Source organism: Kitasatospora sp. NPDC094019, from assembly GCF_044764505.1.
Lineage (GTDB): Bacteria > Actinomycetota > Actinomycetes > Streptomycetales > Streptomycetaceae > Kitasatospora.
This window is the reverse complement of the sequence record NZ_JBIWIF010000010.1, coordinates 312,956-329,463: the sequence shown is the minus strand read 5'-3', so window position 1 is coordinate 329,463 and position 16,508 is coordinate 312,956. Positions and strand designations below refer to the sequence as shown.

The 16,508-nt window shown below is 75.4% G+C and carries 16 protein-coding genes; 1 reads left to right on the top strand and 15 read right to left on the bottom strand.

The window, feature by feature from the left end:
- Positions 1 to 17: 17 nt before the first annotated feature.
- From ACIQ9P_RS24065 to ACIQ9P_RS24025, 9 genes are all read right to left on the bottom strand, one after another.
- Complete coding sequence (locus tag ACIQ9P_RS24065) at positions 18 to 659, bottom strand: alkaline shock response membrane anchor protein AmaP (protein WP_402359643.1); 642 nt, start codon at positions 657 to 659, stop codon at positions 18 to 20.
- Positions 656 to 1,414 carry a DUF6286 domain-containing protein gene (locus tag ACIQ9P_RS24060; protein ID WP_402359641.1) on the bottom strand — a complete coding sequence of 253 codons (759 nt, stop codon included), beginning with the start codon at positions 1,412 to 1,414 and terminating at the stop codon, positions 656 to 658. Before ACIQ9P_RS24060 ends, ACIQ9P_RS24065 begins: the two co-directional genes overlap by 4 nt.
- 214 nt (positions 1,415 to 1,628) lie before the next feature.
- Positions 1,629 to 1,988 (bottom strand): hypothetical protein, encoded by a 360-nt coding sequence (locus ACIQ9P_RS24055; protein ID WP_402359638.1) that lies wholly within the window; start codon positions 1,986 to 1,988, stop codon positions 1,629 to 1,631.
- The gene (locus ACIQ9P_RS24050; RefSeq protein WP_030398276.1) at positions 1,988 to 2,179 is read right to left on the bottom strand and encodes a hypothetical protein; all 192 of its coding nucleotides are present in this window, start codon (positions 2,177 to 2,179) and stop codon (positions 1,988 to 1,990) included. The genes ACIQ9P_RS24055 and ACIQ9P_RS24050 overlap by 1 nt, the downstream gene beginning before the upstream one ends.
- Positions 2,180 to 2,206: 27 nt before the next feature.
- On the bottom strand, positions 2,207 to 2,713 hold the full coding sequence (locus ACIQ9P_RS24045) for an Asp23/Gls24 family envelope stress response protein (protein WP_402359635.1): 507 nt from the start codon (positions 2,711 to 2,713) through the stop codon (positions 2,207 to 2,209).
- A gap of 326 nt (positions 2,714 to 3,039) precedes the next feature.
- Positions 3,040 to 3,846 carry an enoyl-CoA hydratase/isomerase family protein gene (locus ACIQ9P_RS24040; RefSeq protein WP_402359632.1) on the bottom strand — a complete coding sequence of 269 codons (807 nt, stop codon included), beginning with the start codon at positions 3,844 to 3,846 and terminating at the stop codon, positions 3,040 to 3,042.
- 232 nt (positions 3,847 to 4,078) lie between these two features.
- On the bottom strand, positions 4,079 to 4,312 hold the full coding sequence (locus tag ACIQ9P_RS24035) for a helix-turn-helix domain-containing protein (protein ID WP_030398279.1): 234 nt from the start codon (positions 4,310 to 4,312) through the stop codon (positions 4,079 to 4,081).
- 388 nt (positions 4,313 to 4,700) lie between these two features.
- The gene (locus tag ACIQ9P_RS24030) at positions 4,701 to 6,299 is read right to left on the bottom strand and encodes an ABC-F family ATP-binding cassette domain-containing protein (protein WP_402359629.1); all 1,599 of its coding nucleotides are present in this window, start codon (positions 6,297 to 6,299) and stop codon (positions 4,701 to 4,703) included.
- Between the two features lie 243 nt (positions 6,300 to 6,542).
- Positions 6,543 to 7,475: a hypothetical protein gene (locus tag ACIQ9P_RS24025; RefSeq protein ID WP_402359626.1), complete on the bottom strand. Its 933-nt coding sequence runs from the start codon at positions 7,473 to 7,475 to the stop codon at positions 6,543 to 6,545.
- A 382-nt stretch (positions 7,476 to 7,857) separates the two neighbouring features.
- Between ACIQ9P_RS24025 and ACIQ9P_RS24020 the strand changes: the two genes are divergently transcribed.
- Positions 7,858 to 9,144 (top strand): glycosyl hydrolase, encoded by a 1,287-nt coding sequence (locus tag ACIQ9P_RS24020; protein ID WP_402359623.1) that lies wholly within the window; start codon positions 7,858 to 7,860, stop codon positions 9,142 to 9,144.
- A 12-nt stretch (positions 9,145 to 9,156) separates the two neighbouring features.
- Here the strand turns inward: ACIQ9P_RS24020 and ACIQ9P_RS24015 are convergent, their stop codons facing one another.
- From ACIQ9P_RS24015 to ACIQ9P_RS23990, 6 genes are all read right to left on the bottom strand, one after another.
- Positions 9,157 to 10,323: a GNAT family N-acetyltransferase gene (locus ACIQ9P_RS24015; protein WP_402359620.1), complete on the bottom strand. Its 1,167-nt coding sequence runs from the start codon at positions 10,321 to 10,323 to the stop codon at positions 9,157 to 9,159.
- Entirely contained in the window at positions 10,320 to 11,240 is a 921-nt protein-coding gene (locus tag ACIQ9P_RS24010; RefSeq protein WP_402359617.1) for a hypothetical protein, read from the bottom strand. Before ACIQ9P_RS24010 ends, ACIQ9P_RS24015 begins: the two co-directional genes overlap by 4 nt.
- A gap of 64 nt (positions 11,241 to 11,304) precedes the next feature.
- Positions 11,305 to 12,420 carry a glycosyltransferase gene (locus ACIQ9P_RS24005; RefSeq protein WP_402359615.1) on the bottom strand — a complete coding sequence of 372 codons (1,116 nt, stop codon included), beginning with the start codon at positions 12,418 to 12,420 and terminating at the stop codon, positions 11,305 to 11,307.
- Entirely contained in the window at positions 12,417 to 13,460 is a 1,044-nt protein-coding gene (locus tag ACIQ9P_RS24000; protein ID WP_402359612.1) for a polysaccharide deacetylase family protein, read from the bottom strand. Before ACIQ9P_RS24000 ends, ACIQ9P_RS24005 begins: the two co-directional genes overlap by 4 nt.
- Positions 13,450 to 15,180, bottom strand: coding sequence for a lipid II flippase MurJ (locus ACIQ9P_RS23995; RefSeq protein ID WP_402359609.1), 1,731 nt, complete (start codon positions 15,178 to 15,180; stop codon positions 13,450 to 13,452). The genes ACIQ9P_RS24000 and ACIQ9P_RS23995 overlap by 11 nt, the downstream gene beginning before the upstream one ends.
- Entirely contained in the window at positions 15,177 to 16,502 is a 1,326-nt protein-coding gene (locus ACIQ9P_RS23990) for an O-antigen ligase family protein (protein ID WP_402359606.1), read from the bottom strand. Before ACIQ9P_RS23990 ends, ACIQ9P_RS23995 begins: the two co-directional genes overlap by 4 nt.
- Positions 16,503 to 16,508: the final 6 nt, after the last annotated feature.

The following is a 16,508-nucleotide window of genomic DNA, read 5'->3' as shown; positions in this document are numbered from 1 at the left end:
GGCGGCCGTGTCCCCGGTCAGACCACGCGCGGCCGCTTGCGCCCGCGGTGCTGACGCCCGGTCACCTCCGGCCGGGCCGCGACCACCCGGATCCGCAGCTCCGCCGGCAGCTCCGGCAACCCCAGGCTGGCCCGCGCCCCGGTGCGCGGGCCGGTCTCGAAGTGCTCGGCGAGCGCGGCCGGATCACCGCCCGGGGCCATCCGGACGGCCGCCCGCAACCGGGGGTGCCGACGCCCGCGCACCAGCCGGACGCCCACCCGCTCGACCTCCGGCAGAACGACCGCGCCGCTCTCCACCGCCTCTTCCAGAGCTCTGGTGCGCAGCCGCAACCGCAGCCCGGACACCCCGGGCGTCGGCAGCAGGACGGTCGTCGGACCGCTGCGGCGCAGCTGCGCCAGCAGCCACCAGCCGGTGCCCAGGACCACCAGCGAGAGGCCCGCGATCACCGCCGGCCACCACCAGGACCGGTCCGCCCAGCGGGTCCGCGCGTGACCGCTCAGCACCGGGCGGTCGGGCGAGGTGAGCGGCCACCAGGACGGCGGGTCCACGCCGAGACGCCGGTACAGGTCGAGGCCGCCGGCCAGTACCAGGACCCCGACCACCAGCAGCACCGCCCCGACCACCCCCAGCAGCAAGCGGTTGACCGCGCTCCGGCTCACTCGCCACCACCGTCCCGCTCCGGGCCGCCCCGCGCCGGAGCCTCCGCCGCGCCGCCCTCGCGCACCTGCCGCTCCCCCGCCCGCCGGTCCCGCACCTGCTGTTCCCGCTGTTCCTGTGCCGGTTCCTCCGGTACCGGGCCGGCCCCGGCGCGCCGTCGGCGGCCCGCCGTCCGCACGTCCAACCGCATCGGCCCGGCCAGGGTGACCGCCGCCAGCTCCGCCCGCAGCTGCCGCTGCACCGAAGCCGGATCGGCCGGGCCGACCAGCGCGATCCGCACCCGGCGCCGGTTGATCCGCACCTTCAGGTGCTCGACACCCGGGAGCCCGGCCGCCCGGTCGGCCAGCAGGGCGGCCACGCCGGACCGGTCGATGACCGCCGCGGTGTCGCCGTGCGGGCGCAGCGGCAGCCAGCGGCCGAGACCGGGGGCGAGCGCGAGCCACAGCAGCCAGCCGCCGAGCAGGGTGACCCCTCCGGCGCCCAGCAGGACCGCGAGATCGTCCAGGTGCCGGGTGGCCAGCTCGTCGGCGAGGTCGGCACGCCACTGCCGGGCCGCGTGCCCGGTCCGGACGGCCACCACGTCGTACAGCAGCGCCACGGCCAGGACCAGCAGCACGGTGGCGACCACCGCGGCCGCCGTGGTGCGCGGTGCACGCAGCCGGGGCACCTTCGGCACCGCCTCGGCCACGCCGGCCACCTCGGCCTCCGGGGCCACCGGGGTGTCTCCCGGCGGCGGCCCACCGCCCCGGCCGGTCATCCCCGTCCCTCCGCGCCCGACCGGCCGGGACGGCGCACCACGAGGTCCGCCCGCCGCGCGGCCGGCCCGGTCATCCAGCAGCCGCCGTGGCAGACCGGTCCGCCGCCCGGCCCCGGACGGCCCCGGCCCCAGCCCGGCCCGTTGCCGCCACCGCAGCGGCCGCCGCCGGTGGCCCAAACGGTCCGCCGGCCCACCCCGGCACTCCGCCAGGTGCTCATCCCGCCGCCTCCGGCACCAGGTGCTCGACCACCACGACGACCTCCGCCACCCGGGTGGCGGTCAGGGCGCGGACGTCGACACCGATCCGGTCGCGGACGGCGCGGGCCAGGGCGGTGAGATCGGCCGGGAAGGGCAGGTCGACGGCGACCCGCACGGTGACCGGGGCGGACGGCGCGGACGGGCCCGTGACCGAGACCCGGGGCGGTTCGCCGCGCGCGGTCCGGCCCTGCCACGCCTCGGCGAGTGCCTCCCGGGCGGCCCGGGCGGCGATCCGGGCGTAGACCCGGTCGGCGATCCGCAGCCGGCCGCGCGCGCCCGGGTCCCGCTGGACGGGCGCGGGGACGAGGGCCGCCATCAGCGGCGCCGGTCGCGACTGCGCAGCAGGTCGCCGAGCTCGCCGAGCTCGATGTCGCCCTCCAGCAGCCGGCCGACCACGAATCCGACCACCCCCAGCGCGGCCACCAGCAGGAAGGCCGCGAACCCGCCGAAATATCCGGCGAAGCCCAGGGCCATTCCCACCACCAGGCCGACGATGGCCAGGTTCATGCGTTCCACCTCGTCTTCCGCTGCGGACTACTTCAGCTTGGGGCGCTGGCCGGAGGAGGGGGGCTCCTCTTCCTCCTCCACGACGTCGGGCTCGTCGGGCAGGTGGACGTCGTTGACGGCGATGTTGACCTCGACGACCTCCAGCCCGGTCATCCGCTCGACCGCGTCGACGATGTTCTCCCGGACCTGGCGGGCGAGTTCGGGGATCACGACGCCGTACTCGACGACCAGCGCGATGTCGATGGCGGTCTGCTTCTCCCCCACCTCGGCCTTGATGCCGCGTCCGATGCTGCTGCGCCCGCCGGGGACCCGGTCGCGCATCGCCCCGAAGGTGCGGGCGAGGCCGGAGCCGAGGGCGTGGATACCGCTGACCTCGCGCGCGGCCATCCCGGCGATCTTCTCGACCACACCGACGGCCAGCGCGGTGCGGCCGCGCTCGCTGGGCGTCGACGCGCCGTCGGCGCCCGTCGAGGACGCGGCGGCACCGGCCGAGGGGTTCTTGTGCAGGGTGGCGGGTGTCGGAGTGTCAGGCATGGCTCATCTCCCGTTGTGCGGCTCCAGCTATATCGCAAATCGCTCCAACTCTGGCATTCCGCCACGGTTCCCGCCCCCGGAGCAGCCGGACGGGCGGACGAACGGACGAACCGGCGGACGCCACGGCACGACACCGAACGACCGGACCGCCGACCGGACCGGGTGGGCCGGTCGGCGGACGGTGAACGGCCGGACGGGCACAGAGAAGGGCGCCCGGGCCCGTGGGAGATCCCACGGGCCCGGGCGCCCTTCGAGCGGCTCTCTTTGCAAAGTCCCGCCGGATCCACAGTGGTTCTGCGAAGTGCGACTTCGCAGAACCGCACCGGTCAGTCGCCGAGGCCGGCCAGATCGCGCAGGCGGCGGGACTGGGCCGCCCGTTCGGCCGAGCGCTGCTCGTCGTAGGAGCGGGCGGCGGCGCCCCGGAGCAGGGCCTTGGTCTCGATGACGGCGTTGCGCGGCGCGGCCAGCAGGGCGGCGGCGAGGTCGCGGGCGGCGGCGTCCAGCTCGACGGCCGGGACGGCGAGGTTGGCCAGGCCGGTCGCGGTGGCCTCGTCCGCGCCGACCCAGCGGCCGGTGGCGCAGATCTCCAGCGCCCGGGCGTAGCCGACCAGGTCGGTCAGCGGCTTGGTGCCGCCGAGGTCGGGGACGAGGCCGAGCGAGGTCTCCTTCATGGAGAACTGCACGTCCTCGGCGACCACCCGCAGGTCGCAGCCGAGGGCGAGCTGGAAGCCCGCGCCGACGGCGTGACCCTGGACGGCGGCGAGGGTCACCAGGTCGGGGCGGCGCCACCAGGTGAACGCCTCCTGGTAGCCGGCGATGGTCTCGTCGAGTTCCTTGTCACCGGCGGCGGCGAGCTGGAGGAAGCTGGGCTCGCCGGGGATGCCCTCGGGGCTGAACATCGCGCGGTCGAGGCCGGCCGAGAAGGAGACGCCTTCGGCCCGGAGCAGCACCACCCGGACGTTCCCGGGCAGCTCGCGGCCGACGGCGGCGAGGGCGCGCCACATCGCGGGGGACTGCGCGTTGCGCCGCGCGGGCTGACAGAGTGTGACGACGGCAAGGTCGCCGTCGAGCTCCAGGCGAACGCCGTCCTGCTCCCGGCTCGGGGTCTGCGGATCGGTGGCGGGAGCGGTCATGGGGGGACCTCCGGTGGCGAGGGTGCTTGGCTACCGGAGAGTAACAAAACTGGCGGCGCGGCGGCAGGGGCCCGTCGGCGATCGTCGTGCGGCGGTCCGCGGCCGGATCACGACCGGGCCGTGGCATGACGATCGGCGGCCGGTTCGCTCGGGCCGGAGGCGGGCGATCGACGGTCGCCTCCCCGGTCCGTGCCCTGCCGCCGAGTCATCCGTCCGATGAAGTGACAGGGCGTCAGGAACCCGCCCCGGCAGCGGCTTTGTTCTTGCCGCGCGTCGCACCGCCGCGGCCCCGGAGGATCACCCCGGATTCGCTCAGCATTCGGTGCACGAAGCCGTACGAGCGACCGGTCTCCTCCGCGAGGGCACGAATGCTCGCCCCGGAGTCGTACTTCTTCTTGAGATCGGCCGCGAGCTTCTCACGCGCGGCACCGGTTACCCGGCTGCCCTTTTTCAGAGTCTCGGCCACCCGTGCCTCCTCGTAGCGTTGCTCGGTCAGATTCCCATGATCACCCATCCACCGCGTCCTGGCCACCCATTCGACAAGGTCCATGTCTGGAATGGGCGGTCCCGCGGTGGTGATCCGAGCGCACAAGGGCGCTCACGCTGAGTGCACGCCCCCGGTGGTCTACCGCCGTTCGGTGCGAATGGGCTGATCAGCAGCGTGGTCCCGATCACGATCGGGTGCTGGGTCGACGGAAGCTCCTCAAACGGAATGCGCGACCCCTTCATTCCCGGACACGCCGAAGGGAGTAGTTTTTCTGGCACAGAGAGTGGAGGAAACGTCTACCGCCGGCCGGACGGGAACGCGAAGGCCCGGTCGTCCGTACGGACGACCGGGCCTTCGCACAACGGAATCAGGCCAGCGTGACCAGGTCGGCGTAGGCCGGGCTCCAGAGGTCCTCGACGCCGTCGGGGAGCAGGATGATCCGCTCCGGCTGGAGCGCGTCGACCGCGCCCTCGTCGTGGGTGACCAGCACGACCGCGCCGCTGAACTCGCGCAGCGCGCCGAGGATCTCCTCGCGGCTGGCCGGGTCCAGGTTGTTGGTGGGCTCGTCGAGCAGCAGCACGTTGGCGCTGGAGACCACCAGCGAGGCCAGCGCGAGCCGGGTCTTCTCACCGCCGGAGAGCACCCCCGCCGGCTTGTCGACGTCGTCGCCGGAGAACAGGAACGAGCCGAGGATCTTGCGGATCTGCACCAGGTCGGTGTCCGGGGCCGAGGAGCGCATGTTCTCCAGCACCGTGCGCTCCGGGTCCAGGGTCTCGTGCTCCTGGGCGTAGTAGCCGATCTTCAGGCCGTGGCCCGGGATCACCTCGCCGGTGTCCGGCTTCTCCACCCCGGCCAGCATCCGCAGCAGGGTGGTCTTGCCGGCGCCGTTGAAGCCCAGCACGACGACCCGGGAACCCCGGTCGATGGCCAGGTCGACGTCGGTGAAGATCTCCAGCGAGCCGTAGGACTTGGACAGCCCGCTGGCGGTCAGCGGGGTCTTGCCGCACGGGGCCGGGTCCGGGAAGCGCAGCTTGGCGACCTTGTCGTTCATCCGGACCTGCTCCAGGCCGGAGAGCAACTTGTCGGCGCGGCGGGCCATGTTCTGCGCGGCCACGGTCTTGGTGGCCTTGGCGCGCATCTTGTCGGCCTGCGCGTTCAGCGTCGCGGCCTTCTTCTCGGCGTTGGCCCGCTCGCGCTTGCGGCGCTTCTCGTCGTCCTCGCGCTGCTGCTGGTACTGCTTCCAGCCCATGTTGTAGACGTCGATCGCGGAGCGGTTGGCGTCCAGGTAGAAGACCTTGTTGACGACCGTCTCGACCAGGTCGACATCGTGCGAGATGACGATGAAGCCGCCCTTGTAGGTCTTCAGGAAGTCCCGCAGCCAGACGATCGAGTCGGCGTCGAGGTGGTTGGTGGGCTCGTCGAGGAGCAGCACGTCCGAGTCGGAGAACAGGATCCGGGCCAGCTCGACGCGGCGTCGCTGACCACCGGAGAGGGTGTGCAGCGGCTGGTTGAGGATGCGGTCCGGCAGGCCCAGCGCGGCCGCGATGGTGGCGGCCTCGGCCTCGGCGGCGTACCCGCCCTTGGTGAGGAACTCGGTCTCCAGGCGCGCGTACTTCTTCATCGCGTTCTCCTGGGTGGCGCCCTTGCCGTTCGCCATCCGGTCCTCGTTCTCGCGCATCTTCTTCAGCACGGTGTCGAGGCCGCGGGCGGAGAGGATGCGGTCCTTGGCGAGGACGTCGAGGTCGCCGGTGCGCGGGTCCTGCGGCAGGTAGCCGACCTCGCCGGAGCGGACCACCGTGCCGGACGCGGGAATGCCCTCGCCGGCCAGCACCTTGGTCAGCGTGGTCTTGCCGGCGCCGTTGCGCCCGACCAGGCCGATCCGGTCGCCGGCGGCGACCTTGAAGTTCGCGGACTCGATCAGGATCCGGGCGCCGGCACGCAGTTCGAGGCCGTTGACGGAAATCATGGCTGGGCACTACTCCTGGGACGTGGGCGGGCGACCGGACGGGCTCGGGCCGGGGCGGCGGGAAGGGGCGTCGTCGACGAGGTTCGGCGGACCGCTCGGGGCGGTACCGCGCACCCGCTAGTGCCCGGAGAGAACAGCCATGACGGCAAGTCTACCGGGCCGCGCGCGCGGCCCCGGAGGAGCTACCCGCCCGGGGTACCGGCAGACCCCGTCCCGGCCGCCCGGGAGGCCCGGCGGCAGCGGCTACCGCGCCTGCGCGCCGTCCGCGTCCGGGGCCGCGCAGCCGCCCGGCGGGGGCACGGCCGCGAACGGCTCGGCCACGCTGCCGCAGGCCGCCTCGGGGGCGGCGGCCCAGGTGTCGAAGACCCGCGGCGCGACGATCGGCCCGTCCGAGATCAGCACCCGGCGCCCGTCCAGCGCCTTCATCGAGACGCCGGGGCCGGCGTTCAGCTGCCAGCCGGTGCTGTCCAGCCGGTAGCCGGAGATGCCGCCGGAGACCTGCTGCCCGGTGCTGTTGGCGCAGCTGCGCGGGACGAGGACCGCGAAGTCGGTGGCCACGGTGCGCTCCGGGTCGTAGACGCAGTTCCCCGCGGGCTTGGAGTTGTAACGCAGGTCACCGTCGGCGTCGCGGAAGCCCATGGTCAGTTCGGGCGTGACCACGGCCACCCAGGGCGTGCTCTGCTGGACGGTGCGCAGCGCGGCCGCGGCCCGCTCGGCCGCCTGCTGCTTGCGCTGCTCCTCGGTCCGCTTGTCGGCGCCGGGCTCGCCCGCGGCGCGCAGCCAGTCGGCCAGGCCGGGGACGGCGCGGTGCCAGCGAACCTGCTGGTCTCCGGGGCGTACGGAGGTGACCAGGCCGTCGTCCCAGATCACCACGGCGTTCTCGCCGGCCATCGACAGGTAGAGCGCGGTGGCGCCCTCCCGCTGGTAGGACCAGGCGTGCTCGCCGGTGACCCGGTGGTACGCCTCCAGGCCCGGGCCGACCCGGAGGTCCAGATCGGCGGCGTCCAGGGTCGCGGTGGCGTCCGCGCTGGGGTCGGCGGTGGTCCGCGCGGCCACCCGGTCGCCGAACGGGACGGGCTTGTTGGCGTGCGCGGCGGCGCCCGCCACAAGGACCAGCAGCACCGCCAGGGCAGGCAGGATCGATCGGGGGCTGAGGGCGCGCGACTTCCAGGACACGGGCGGAGCGTACCTTTCGGCACCCGCGCGAGTCAGCCGCGATTCGCCGTACCGCCGAACGGCGCAGACCCTCGCGGCGGCCCGGCCCGGTTCTCCCGCACCCGCCCGGCGACCTGCGCCGTCGGGCCCGACGGGCCCCCGGGCGGGGCCGCGCGTAGCGCTCCGGGGGCCTCCAGGACTGTTACGGAGGTGATACACGGCACACCGCCGGACGGCGTTCGAATATCGCCCACTTTAGGGTGACATTCGGCTTTTCCCCGGCCGGGCGGCCCTACTGTCGGCAATCGGGACACCACCGTGCGTGCCCCTGCCCGCCTCCGCCCAGCCTGCTCCGCCCAGCCCCGTCCGTGGCACCGTCCGGGGAACCGCCCGAGGAGAGACCATGCGATTCGGCCGCCTGGCGCTGGCCGCCGCCACCCTGCTGCTGCTCACCACGGCCGGCGTCCCCGCCGGGACACCGCTGAGCCAGACGGAGCGGCACGCCCTCTCCTCCGACGGGATCACGCCGCGCGGCGCCGCTCCCCGCCCGGTGGTGCAGCGGCCGCCGCACGAACCGCCGTTCGGTGCCTTCGTCGGCTCGTGGGACAACTACATCCCGCAGATCGGCCGGTACTCGCAGTGGCTGGGCAACGCCAACCTCCAGGTCGGCCACACCTATCTGGCGGGGAACGGCTGGGCGGACATCGAGGGCGAGCCGATGGTGCTCGGTATGTGGTCGCAGTGGCGGCTGGCCGACCCGTCCCGGATGCTGATCCTCGGCGTGCCGATGCTGGTGCCGAACGAGGCGAACGTACCGGACGGCGAGGTGGCCCGGCTGCTCGCCCAGGGCGCCCGCGGCGACTTCGACCGGCACTTCCTGAAGCTGGCCCGGCGGCTGGTGGCGCTCGGCGGCGCGGACACGGTGCTCACCCTCGGCTGGGAGATGAACGGCGTCACCTACACCCACCGCTGCAAGCCCGACCCGGCCGCCTGGAAGACGTACTGGCGGCGGATCGTCACGGTGATGCGCTCGGTGCCGGGGCAGCGGTTCCGGTTCGACTTCACGCCGAACCGGGGGCTGGACGCGATCCCGTGGACCAAGTGCTACCCGGGGGACGACGTGGTCGACATCCTGGGCATGGACAGCTACGACCAACCGGCCGGCGGCACCTTCGACGACTACGTGCGCGAGCCGTACGGGCTGCAGGACCAGGTGGAGTTCGCGGCCAAGCGGGGCAAGCCGGTCTCGTACCCGGAGTGGGGGTTGTTCCGGAACGGGGACAACCCGGAGTTCGTGCAGCGGATGGTCGAGTGGATCCGCACCCACGACACCGCCTACCAGACCGTCACCGACTACTGCCCGCACGGGTTCTGGCAGTGCGACCGGAATCCGCGGGCGGGCGCCCGTTTCAAGCAGCTGATGGCCGGCTCCAAGGGCGCCCCGGCCGTGCCGACGCCGCCGTCGGCACCGGTCGCACCGGTGGCGCCGAGCGTCCCGGCGCAGCCGACGCCGCCCGGCACGCCGACCGCGCCGCCGAGCGCGGCCGCCACCCCGACGGCGCCGCCGAGCCCCGGGGAGCCGGGCGAGCCGTCGCCGTCGGCGGGCCCGACCGCCCCGGCGGCGCCGTCCGCGGTGCCCTCCCCCACGCCGACCGCCCGGCCGGGGTGGCACTGGTGGCCCTGGTGGTAGCGGGGCGGGCGGTCAGCCGCGGCGGCGGGCGGCCAGCGCCTCCTTGAGCCGCGGCATCCGGGTGGTGAGCAGGTGCACCGCCGCCCGCCGGGCGCGGACCGCGCCGCCCCGGGCCGCGGCCGCCGGGGCGGCACCGCGCGGGCCGAACAGCAGCCGCTGGTTCGGCAGTCCGTCCGGGCGCCAGCGCTGCTTGTACGCCTCCTTGCCCCGCAGCAGGCTTATCACCGGGATCCCCGCCGCCAGCGTCTCGTCCAGCGCGGCGCCGAACAGCAGGCCGGCGATGTCCAGCCGCTCCCGCAGCCGGGGGTGCGCGCCGTACAGGTAGAGGCCGCTGTAGGCGGGGCAGAGCAGCACCAGGTTGACCGCGAGCAGTTCGCCGTCGAGCCAGAACCGGTGCACGGCCGCGCCGCCGTCGGCGACCAGCGCGGCGGTGGACTCGGCGAGGTGGCGGGAGAACCGCTCGGTACGGTGCTCCGGCGTCACCCCGCGCTCCTCCCACTGGAGGAAGTGCAGCCGCAGCAGCGCCTCCAGGGCCTCCGGGACCTCCTCCGGGGTGGTCGACCGCACCTCGACGCCGGATTCGGCGATCTTGCGCAGCTTGACCCGGCTGCGCTGGGCGGTCTTGCCCGGCAGCCGCTTGAGCAGCTGGTCCATCGGGACGGCGGGCAGGTACTGGCAGAGCGAGTCGGTGAAGCGGTGGCGGCGGCCGCGCCACTGTTCGAAGACCCGCTGGACGGCCGCGTCCGGGTGGACCTCGCGCAGTTCCAGGTTGTGCCAGGGGCGGGTGAGCGGGAGGGCCGCGGCGAACTCGGCGGCGGCCCGGTCGGCGCAGGCGTCGTCGAGCAGGACGTCGGTGAAGTCGACCAGTCCGGCGCCGAGTCCGGTCAGTCCGCCGAGCGGGCCGCCGCGCCGGCGGAACGCGCCCGCGCCGACCAGCAGGCCCTCGCGGCGCACCAGCACCACCACCAGGGCACCGGGGCGGCCGTAGTGGCGCCACCAGGAGCGCAGCCAGGCCGAGCGCTGGAAGGAGGTGGCGGTGCGGCAGCGGCCGGCCAGGTCGTCCCATTCCCCGGCGAGGGTGTCGAGGACGTCGTCCTCGCGGCGCAGCTCGGTGGTCCAGCGGGGTGAGCGGGCCTGGGCCGGGAGACCCGCCGTGGGGGTGACGGCCTCGGTGCTCATCGACCGCCCCCTGCCGTCGCCTCGGCCCGGGCACCGTTGCCCGGTCCCGCCTTCGCCCCGGCGGGCCCGGCCTTCGCCGACCCGGCCTGCACGGTCTCGGGCTTCACGGTCTCGGGCTTCTCCGCTTCGGCCTTCCCCGCCTCGGGCTTCGCGGGGCCGGCGTTCACGGACCCGGCGTTCACGGCGTCGCCCTTCGCGGCCCCGGCCTTCGCGGTGCCGCCCTTCACCGTGCCGCCCTTCACCGTGCCGCCCTTCACCGGCCCGGCCGGACCGACGGGGTCGGGCTCCGGCTCGGCGGCGCGCGGGCGCGGGGTGGTCGCCGGCCCGGTCCCGGCCGGCACCTCCTCGGCGGCGGTCCCCTCGCCCCGGCGGCGGGTCATCATCACCAGCGCGCCGAGCAGCACCCCGGCCGCGCCGCCCACCGCGACGTCCAGCTTGCCGGAGGGCGTGGTCGGCCGGTCGGGCTCGGCGGCGCCCGCCAGCGGGACCAGCCGGACGCCGGTCTCCTTGCTGCTGCCGTTGGCGAACGCCACCAGCGAGCGCGACACCGCGTCCGCGGCCCGGACGGCCTCCTCGGGCTCGGCGCCGGTGCCGGTGATCTCGATCATCGGGGCGTCCGGCGAGGTGGTGCCGTGCACCAGGGTCTCCAGCTCTCCGCGGCTGTGCCCGGTCTCGGCGGCGGCGGCCGCCAGCACCTGCGGCTGGCCGGCCAGCCGGCCGTACGCCTGGGCGAAGTTGACCGCGGTGGCGGCCTGCCCCTGGGCGTCGGGCACCACGATCACATAGGAGTTGGCGGCGTACGAGGGGTGGGCGACGACGGCGTACCCGGCGCCGGCGGCGGCGCCCAGCGGCACCGCGAGGGCCATCGGCCACCATCGGCCGACGAGCCGACGGGCGCTACGGCGCGATTCGCTCATGGGGACTCCTTGGATATGAGGGCCGCCCGGCCGGCGGCCCGGTGTCTGCGGGGGTGCGGCCGGCTCAAGCCCGGGCCAGCCGGTCGTAGAGCGCGCCGAGGTCGGCGGCCACCCGGACGATGTCGTAGTGGCCGACGGCCGGCGGCCTGGGGAGCGGGTCGGTGCCGAGGTCGTCGAGGTGGCGCAGGTCGCGCAGCGCGGCCGTGTAGGCGGCCGCCTCGGACGGGATCCGGCGGGCCTGCGGGGCCGCGCCGGGCGGCAGTTCGTCCAGCGCCGGGCAGGCGCTGTGGCGCACCGGCAGGCCGGCCGCCAGCCCCTCCAGCACGCCGAGGCCGAAGGTCTCCTCGGTGGAGGGAGCGGCGAGCACGTCCAGCGCGGTGAGCAGTTCGGGGACGTCGTCGCGTTCGCCGGTCAGCACCAGGCGGTCGCGGACGCCGAGTTCCTCGGCCCGGCGCTCCAGGGCGGAGCGTTCGGGGCCTTCGCCGATCAGTACCAGGCGCGCCGCGCCGTCCAGTGCGGCGAGTGCCTCCAGCAGGACCGCGAAGCGCTTGCCGGGGACGAGCCGGCCGATCCCGCCGATCACCCAGCTGTCCGGCGGCAGGCCGAGTTCGGCGCGCAGCCGGGCGCGGGTGCCGGCCCGGGCGGCGGGCGGGTGGTGGTAGCGGGCGGCGTCGATGCCGTTGGGGATCAGCTCGACCCTGGCCGGCGGGACGCCCCAGGCGTGCAGGGTCTGGGCGACCTGCCGGGAGACCGCGACGGTGGTGGTGCCGAGGCGTTCGGCGGCCAGGTACAGGCCCTTGACGCCGCGGGTGACCGGGCGGCCCTCGATCACTCCGGCGTGCAGCGAGTGCTCGGTGGCGACGACGGCCCGGACCCCGGCCAGCCGGGCGGCCAGCCGTCCGTACAGTCCGGCCCGGTAGAGGTGGGTGTGCACCACGTCGTAGCGGCCGGCCCGGACCAGGCGGGCGAGCCGGGGCAGTGCGCCGAGGTCCCGGTTGCCGCGCATGCCGAGGTGGTGGACGGTGACGCCGTCGGCGCGCAGCGCGGCGGCCACGGTGCCGGGGTTGGTCAGGGCGAGCACCTCGCACTGCTGGTGGGCCGGGAGGTGGCGGAGCACCAGGGGGAGCTGGCGTTCGGCGCCGCCGGAGGCGAGACCGGTGACGATGTGCAGGATCCTCACGGCACCCTCCGGAGGCGTCCGGCGCGGGCGGCGAGACGGCGGCGGCGGAGTTCGGTGACGGTGTCGCGCAGGTGGTGACGGCCGCGTTTGGCCCGTAGCCGCCAGGCGCCGTCGCGGTCGCCTACGTAGCAGCGGGGCAGCGCGAACCGGCCCGTGAGCGGGGAGTGCGCGATGGCGCAGGCGTAGTCGTAGCCGGCGTCGCGGACGGCCAGGGTGGCGGCGAGGTCGACGGCGCCGTAGGGGTAGCAGAAGCCGGTGACCGGGCCGCCGACGACGTCCTCCAGGACCTGTCGGCTCTCCCGGGTCTGGGCGGCGAGCACCTCGGCGGGCAGTCCGGGCAGGGCCCGGTGGCCGAGGCCGTGGGAACCGATCTCCCAGCCGGCGGCGGCGAGGTCGGTGACCTCCTGCACGGTGAGCAGGGTCTTGCGGGGGCCTTCGGTGTCCCAGTCGTTGGCGCGGCCGAGCAGGTCGGCGACCACGTAGGCGGTGGCGGTGAAGCCGTACGCCTGGAGGATCGGTACGGCGTGGCGGGCGAAGTCGGCGTAGCCGTCGTCGAAGGTGAGTCCGACCAGGCGGTCCGCCCGTCCGGCCGCCCGGGCCCGCATCAGTTCGCGCACCGAGACGCCGCGCCGGCCGCCGCGGTGCAGCCAGGCGATCTGTTCGGCGAACCGTTCGGGGCTGACCGTGAGCTGGTACGGGTCCTCCTTCTCGACGGCCACCGAGTGGTACATCAGGATCCACGGCGAGGTGGTCCCGGCGGCGGGGAGCTCGGCGAGCGGGCGCCGGCTCCTGGGCAGCCGGGCGGGTGGTCGGCGGACACCGGTGTACGGCGGGTCGGCGCGCGGGGCTTCGGCCCGCGGCGCGTCGACGCGCGAGGTCTCGGCGCGTGGGGCGTCGATCCGCGAGGTCTCGGCGCGTGGGGCGCCGGCCTGCGGGGTTTCGGTGCGCGGCGCGTCGGTGCGCCGGCCGCCGGCCGTCGGCGCGGCCGGGCGCCGTACGCGCGACGGCACCGACCGGACGGTTCCCCGTTCAGCGTCCATGGGGAGGCTTCCCTTCATCGGCGACAGGTGACGGGTCGGGGACCGGTCCCAGGACCCGGACGGCGGCGCGGACCGGGCCCAGCACCTCGCGGGCGCCGAGACCGGTGCCCAGGGCGGTGAAGACCAGCGCGACGGTGAGGCCGCCGAGGACGGTGGAGAGCAGCGGGTCGGCGGTGAGGCCGGCCGCGGGCATGCCGAGCACGGCGGCGCCCGCCGCCGCGGCGAGCAGCCGGGCCTGGCCGCCGAGGACCTTGCGCAGGCGCAGCGGGATGCCGCGCAGGACCAGGCCGCGCAGCAGGAGCACGGCGGCGGCGGTGATGCCGGCGGCGTTGCCGGCGGCGAGACCGAGGGCGCCGAACCGGGGGGTGGCGAGCAGTCCGACGGTGACGGTGACGACGAGGCCGAGGGCCATCGCGGCGGCCGGGTACCAGTCGAGCAGTCGGCGGCCGCCGTCGTCGGGGCTGGGGTCGCCGGCCCGGCGGACGACGGGGCGCAGCGAGAAGTAGGGGCGGATCATCACGCCGATCAGCGCCTGGGCGAGCAGGCCGAAGCTGTAGACCCGGATCACGGCGGCGGTGGCGGCGGTGTCACCGGGACCGAAGGCGCCGCGTTCGAAGAGCAGGGCGACGACGGAGGGGGCGCAGGCCATCAGGAAGGCGGTGCCGAGCAGGACGACGGCCGCCGCCTGGCCGAGGTCCTTCTCGACCCGGTCGCGGGCGGCGGTGAGATTGCCGGCGGCGAGGGCCCGGGCGACCAGCGGGAAGGTGACGGTGCAGATCAGGATGCCGGCGGTCATGGCGAGCTGGGAGACCTTGGCGGCGTAGTTGAGGTGGGAGATGGTGCCGGGCGGCAGTCCCGAGCCGAGGTAGCGCTCGATGAAGACCTGGGCCTGGCGGGTGAGGGTGAACGCGCCGACGGGGAGCAGGGCGAGCGGGATCAGGACCAGGCCGTTGCGGGAGCGGCGGCCGCGGGCGGAGCGGCCGGGGCCGGTGCGCAGGGCGCGCAGGAACGGGCCGATCAGCAGGCCGGCCATGAGCAGGCTGCCGAGGGCGACGCCGATCGCGGCGGAGCGCACGCCCCACAGGGCGTGGCAGCTGAGCAGGACGACGAGGATGCCGAGGTTGTAGGCGACGTAGATGCCGGCGGGGGCGGTGAAGCGGTGGTGGGCGCGCAGGGCGGCGGCGAGGTAGCCGGCCACGCCGAACGGGAGCACGGTGATCGCGGTGATCCGGGTGCAGGTGACGGCGAGGCGGGGGTCGGCGAGGCCGGGGGCGAGCAGGTCGACGAGTCGGGGGGCACCGAGGGCGGCGCCGAGGGAGAGGGTGGTGAGGGCGAGCAGCAGCCAGGGCAGGGTGGCCCGGACGACCTGGCGGACCGGGTCGGGGCCGTCGGGGCGTTCCTCGCGCAGGACCAGGGCGAGGGCGAAGGCGGGCACCATGAGGAAGGACATGGCGTCCTCGATGAGCAGCGGTGCGGCGGTCTCGGGGACGGTCCAGGCGACGAGGAAGGCGTCGGTGCCCTGGTTGGCGCCGAAGTAGCGGGCGAGCAGGAGGTCGCGCAGCAGTCCGAGGGCGGACCCGGCGGCGCTGAGGACGGCGGTGACGCCGAAGGCCCGGGCGAGGAAGCGGCCGCGCGGGGCGGCGGCCGGTCCGGGGCCGGGCGGGGCGGGGCGGGGGGCCGGCAGGGTGGCGGGCACGACCGCGGGCTGGTCCGTGGTCATGGCCGGGCCGCGGGGGGTCGGGCCGCGCGGGCGGCGAGGCCGAGGACGATCGAGGTCAGCACGGTGGTGGTGCCGCCGATGTCGGCGTAGAGGAAGTCGATCAGGACCCAGGTGAGCAGGGCGAGGGCGGCCAGCGCCGGGCCGCGGCCGCGGGCGTGCCGCAGGCAGCCGAGCAGGAGGCCGAGGAAGAGGAGGCCGTAGGCGACGATGCCGATCAGGCCCTGTTCGCTGAGGACCAGGAAGTACATGTTGTGCGGGGACAGCAGCGGTTCGCGCTGGAAGCCGATGGTGGCGTCGGCGGCGTCGCTGCCGGAGGAGAGCCGGAGCGGGGCGTGGCTGTCGCGCAGTTGCTGGAAGGCTTTGGGGCCGGCGCCGGAGACGGGGTGGTCCTGCCAGATCCGGCCGGCGGTGGCCCACAGGTCGTAGCGGTCGGAGACCGACTGGTCGGGGGCGGCGGAGACGGAGCCGATCGAGCTGAGCCGGTCGGTGACGCCGTCGCCGCCGAGGCCGAGTCCGCCGACGAGGACGACGGCGGCGGCCGCGCCGAGCAGGGCGCCGCGGACGGCGAGCCTGGCGTCGGCGCGCAGCAGCAGGACGGTGGCGGCCGCGGCGGTGGCGATCCAGCTGCCGCGGCTGAAGGAGACGGCGAGCGGGAGGGCGAGGAAGGCGGCGGCGGCGAACAGGGCCCGCCGCAGTCGCGGGTCGCCGTCGGGTCCGCGTTCGCCGAGGGCGAGGGCGAGGGCGGCGAGCAGGCCGTAGGCGACGACGGTGGACATCGCCATGATGTCGAGCGCGCCGAAGGTGCCGACGGCGCGGATCGGGCGGCCGGTGTAGGAGGCGCCGGTGCCGGTGAGGAACTGGTGCACGCCGACGACGCCCTGGATCAGCGCGGCGGCGACGAAGGAGCCGAGCACCAGCCGCTGGTCGGTGCGGTCGCGCAGGGAGCAGAGCACGGCGGCGGGGACGAGCACGAACACCTGGGTGAGCCGGACGAAGCCGGTGAGGCTGGTGGCCGGGTCGGTGGAGCCGATGGTGGCGACGGCGGCGGCGGCCACGATCGCGCCGAAGCGGACGGCGTCGGCGCGGCCGACGGCGGGGGTGCGGCCGCGCAGCAGGTTGACGGCGGTGAGGGCGACCAGGGCGAGCGAGGCGAGGTCGGCGGCGGTGACGTGGACGGCGGCGGCGACGTCCTTCTCCCCGGTGGGGACGCAGACCAGCAGCACGGTGGCGGCGGCCAGCAGGCTGGGGCGTTCCTGGAGGACGCCGCCCGCACGCCGTAACAGCCGGGCGGGGTGCGGTGGTGCGGCGAGGGTCAGGGCCACGGCGTC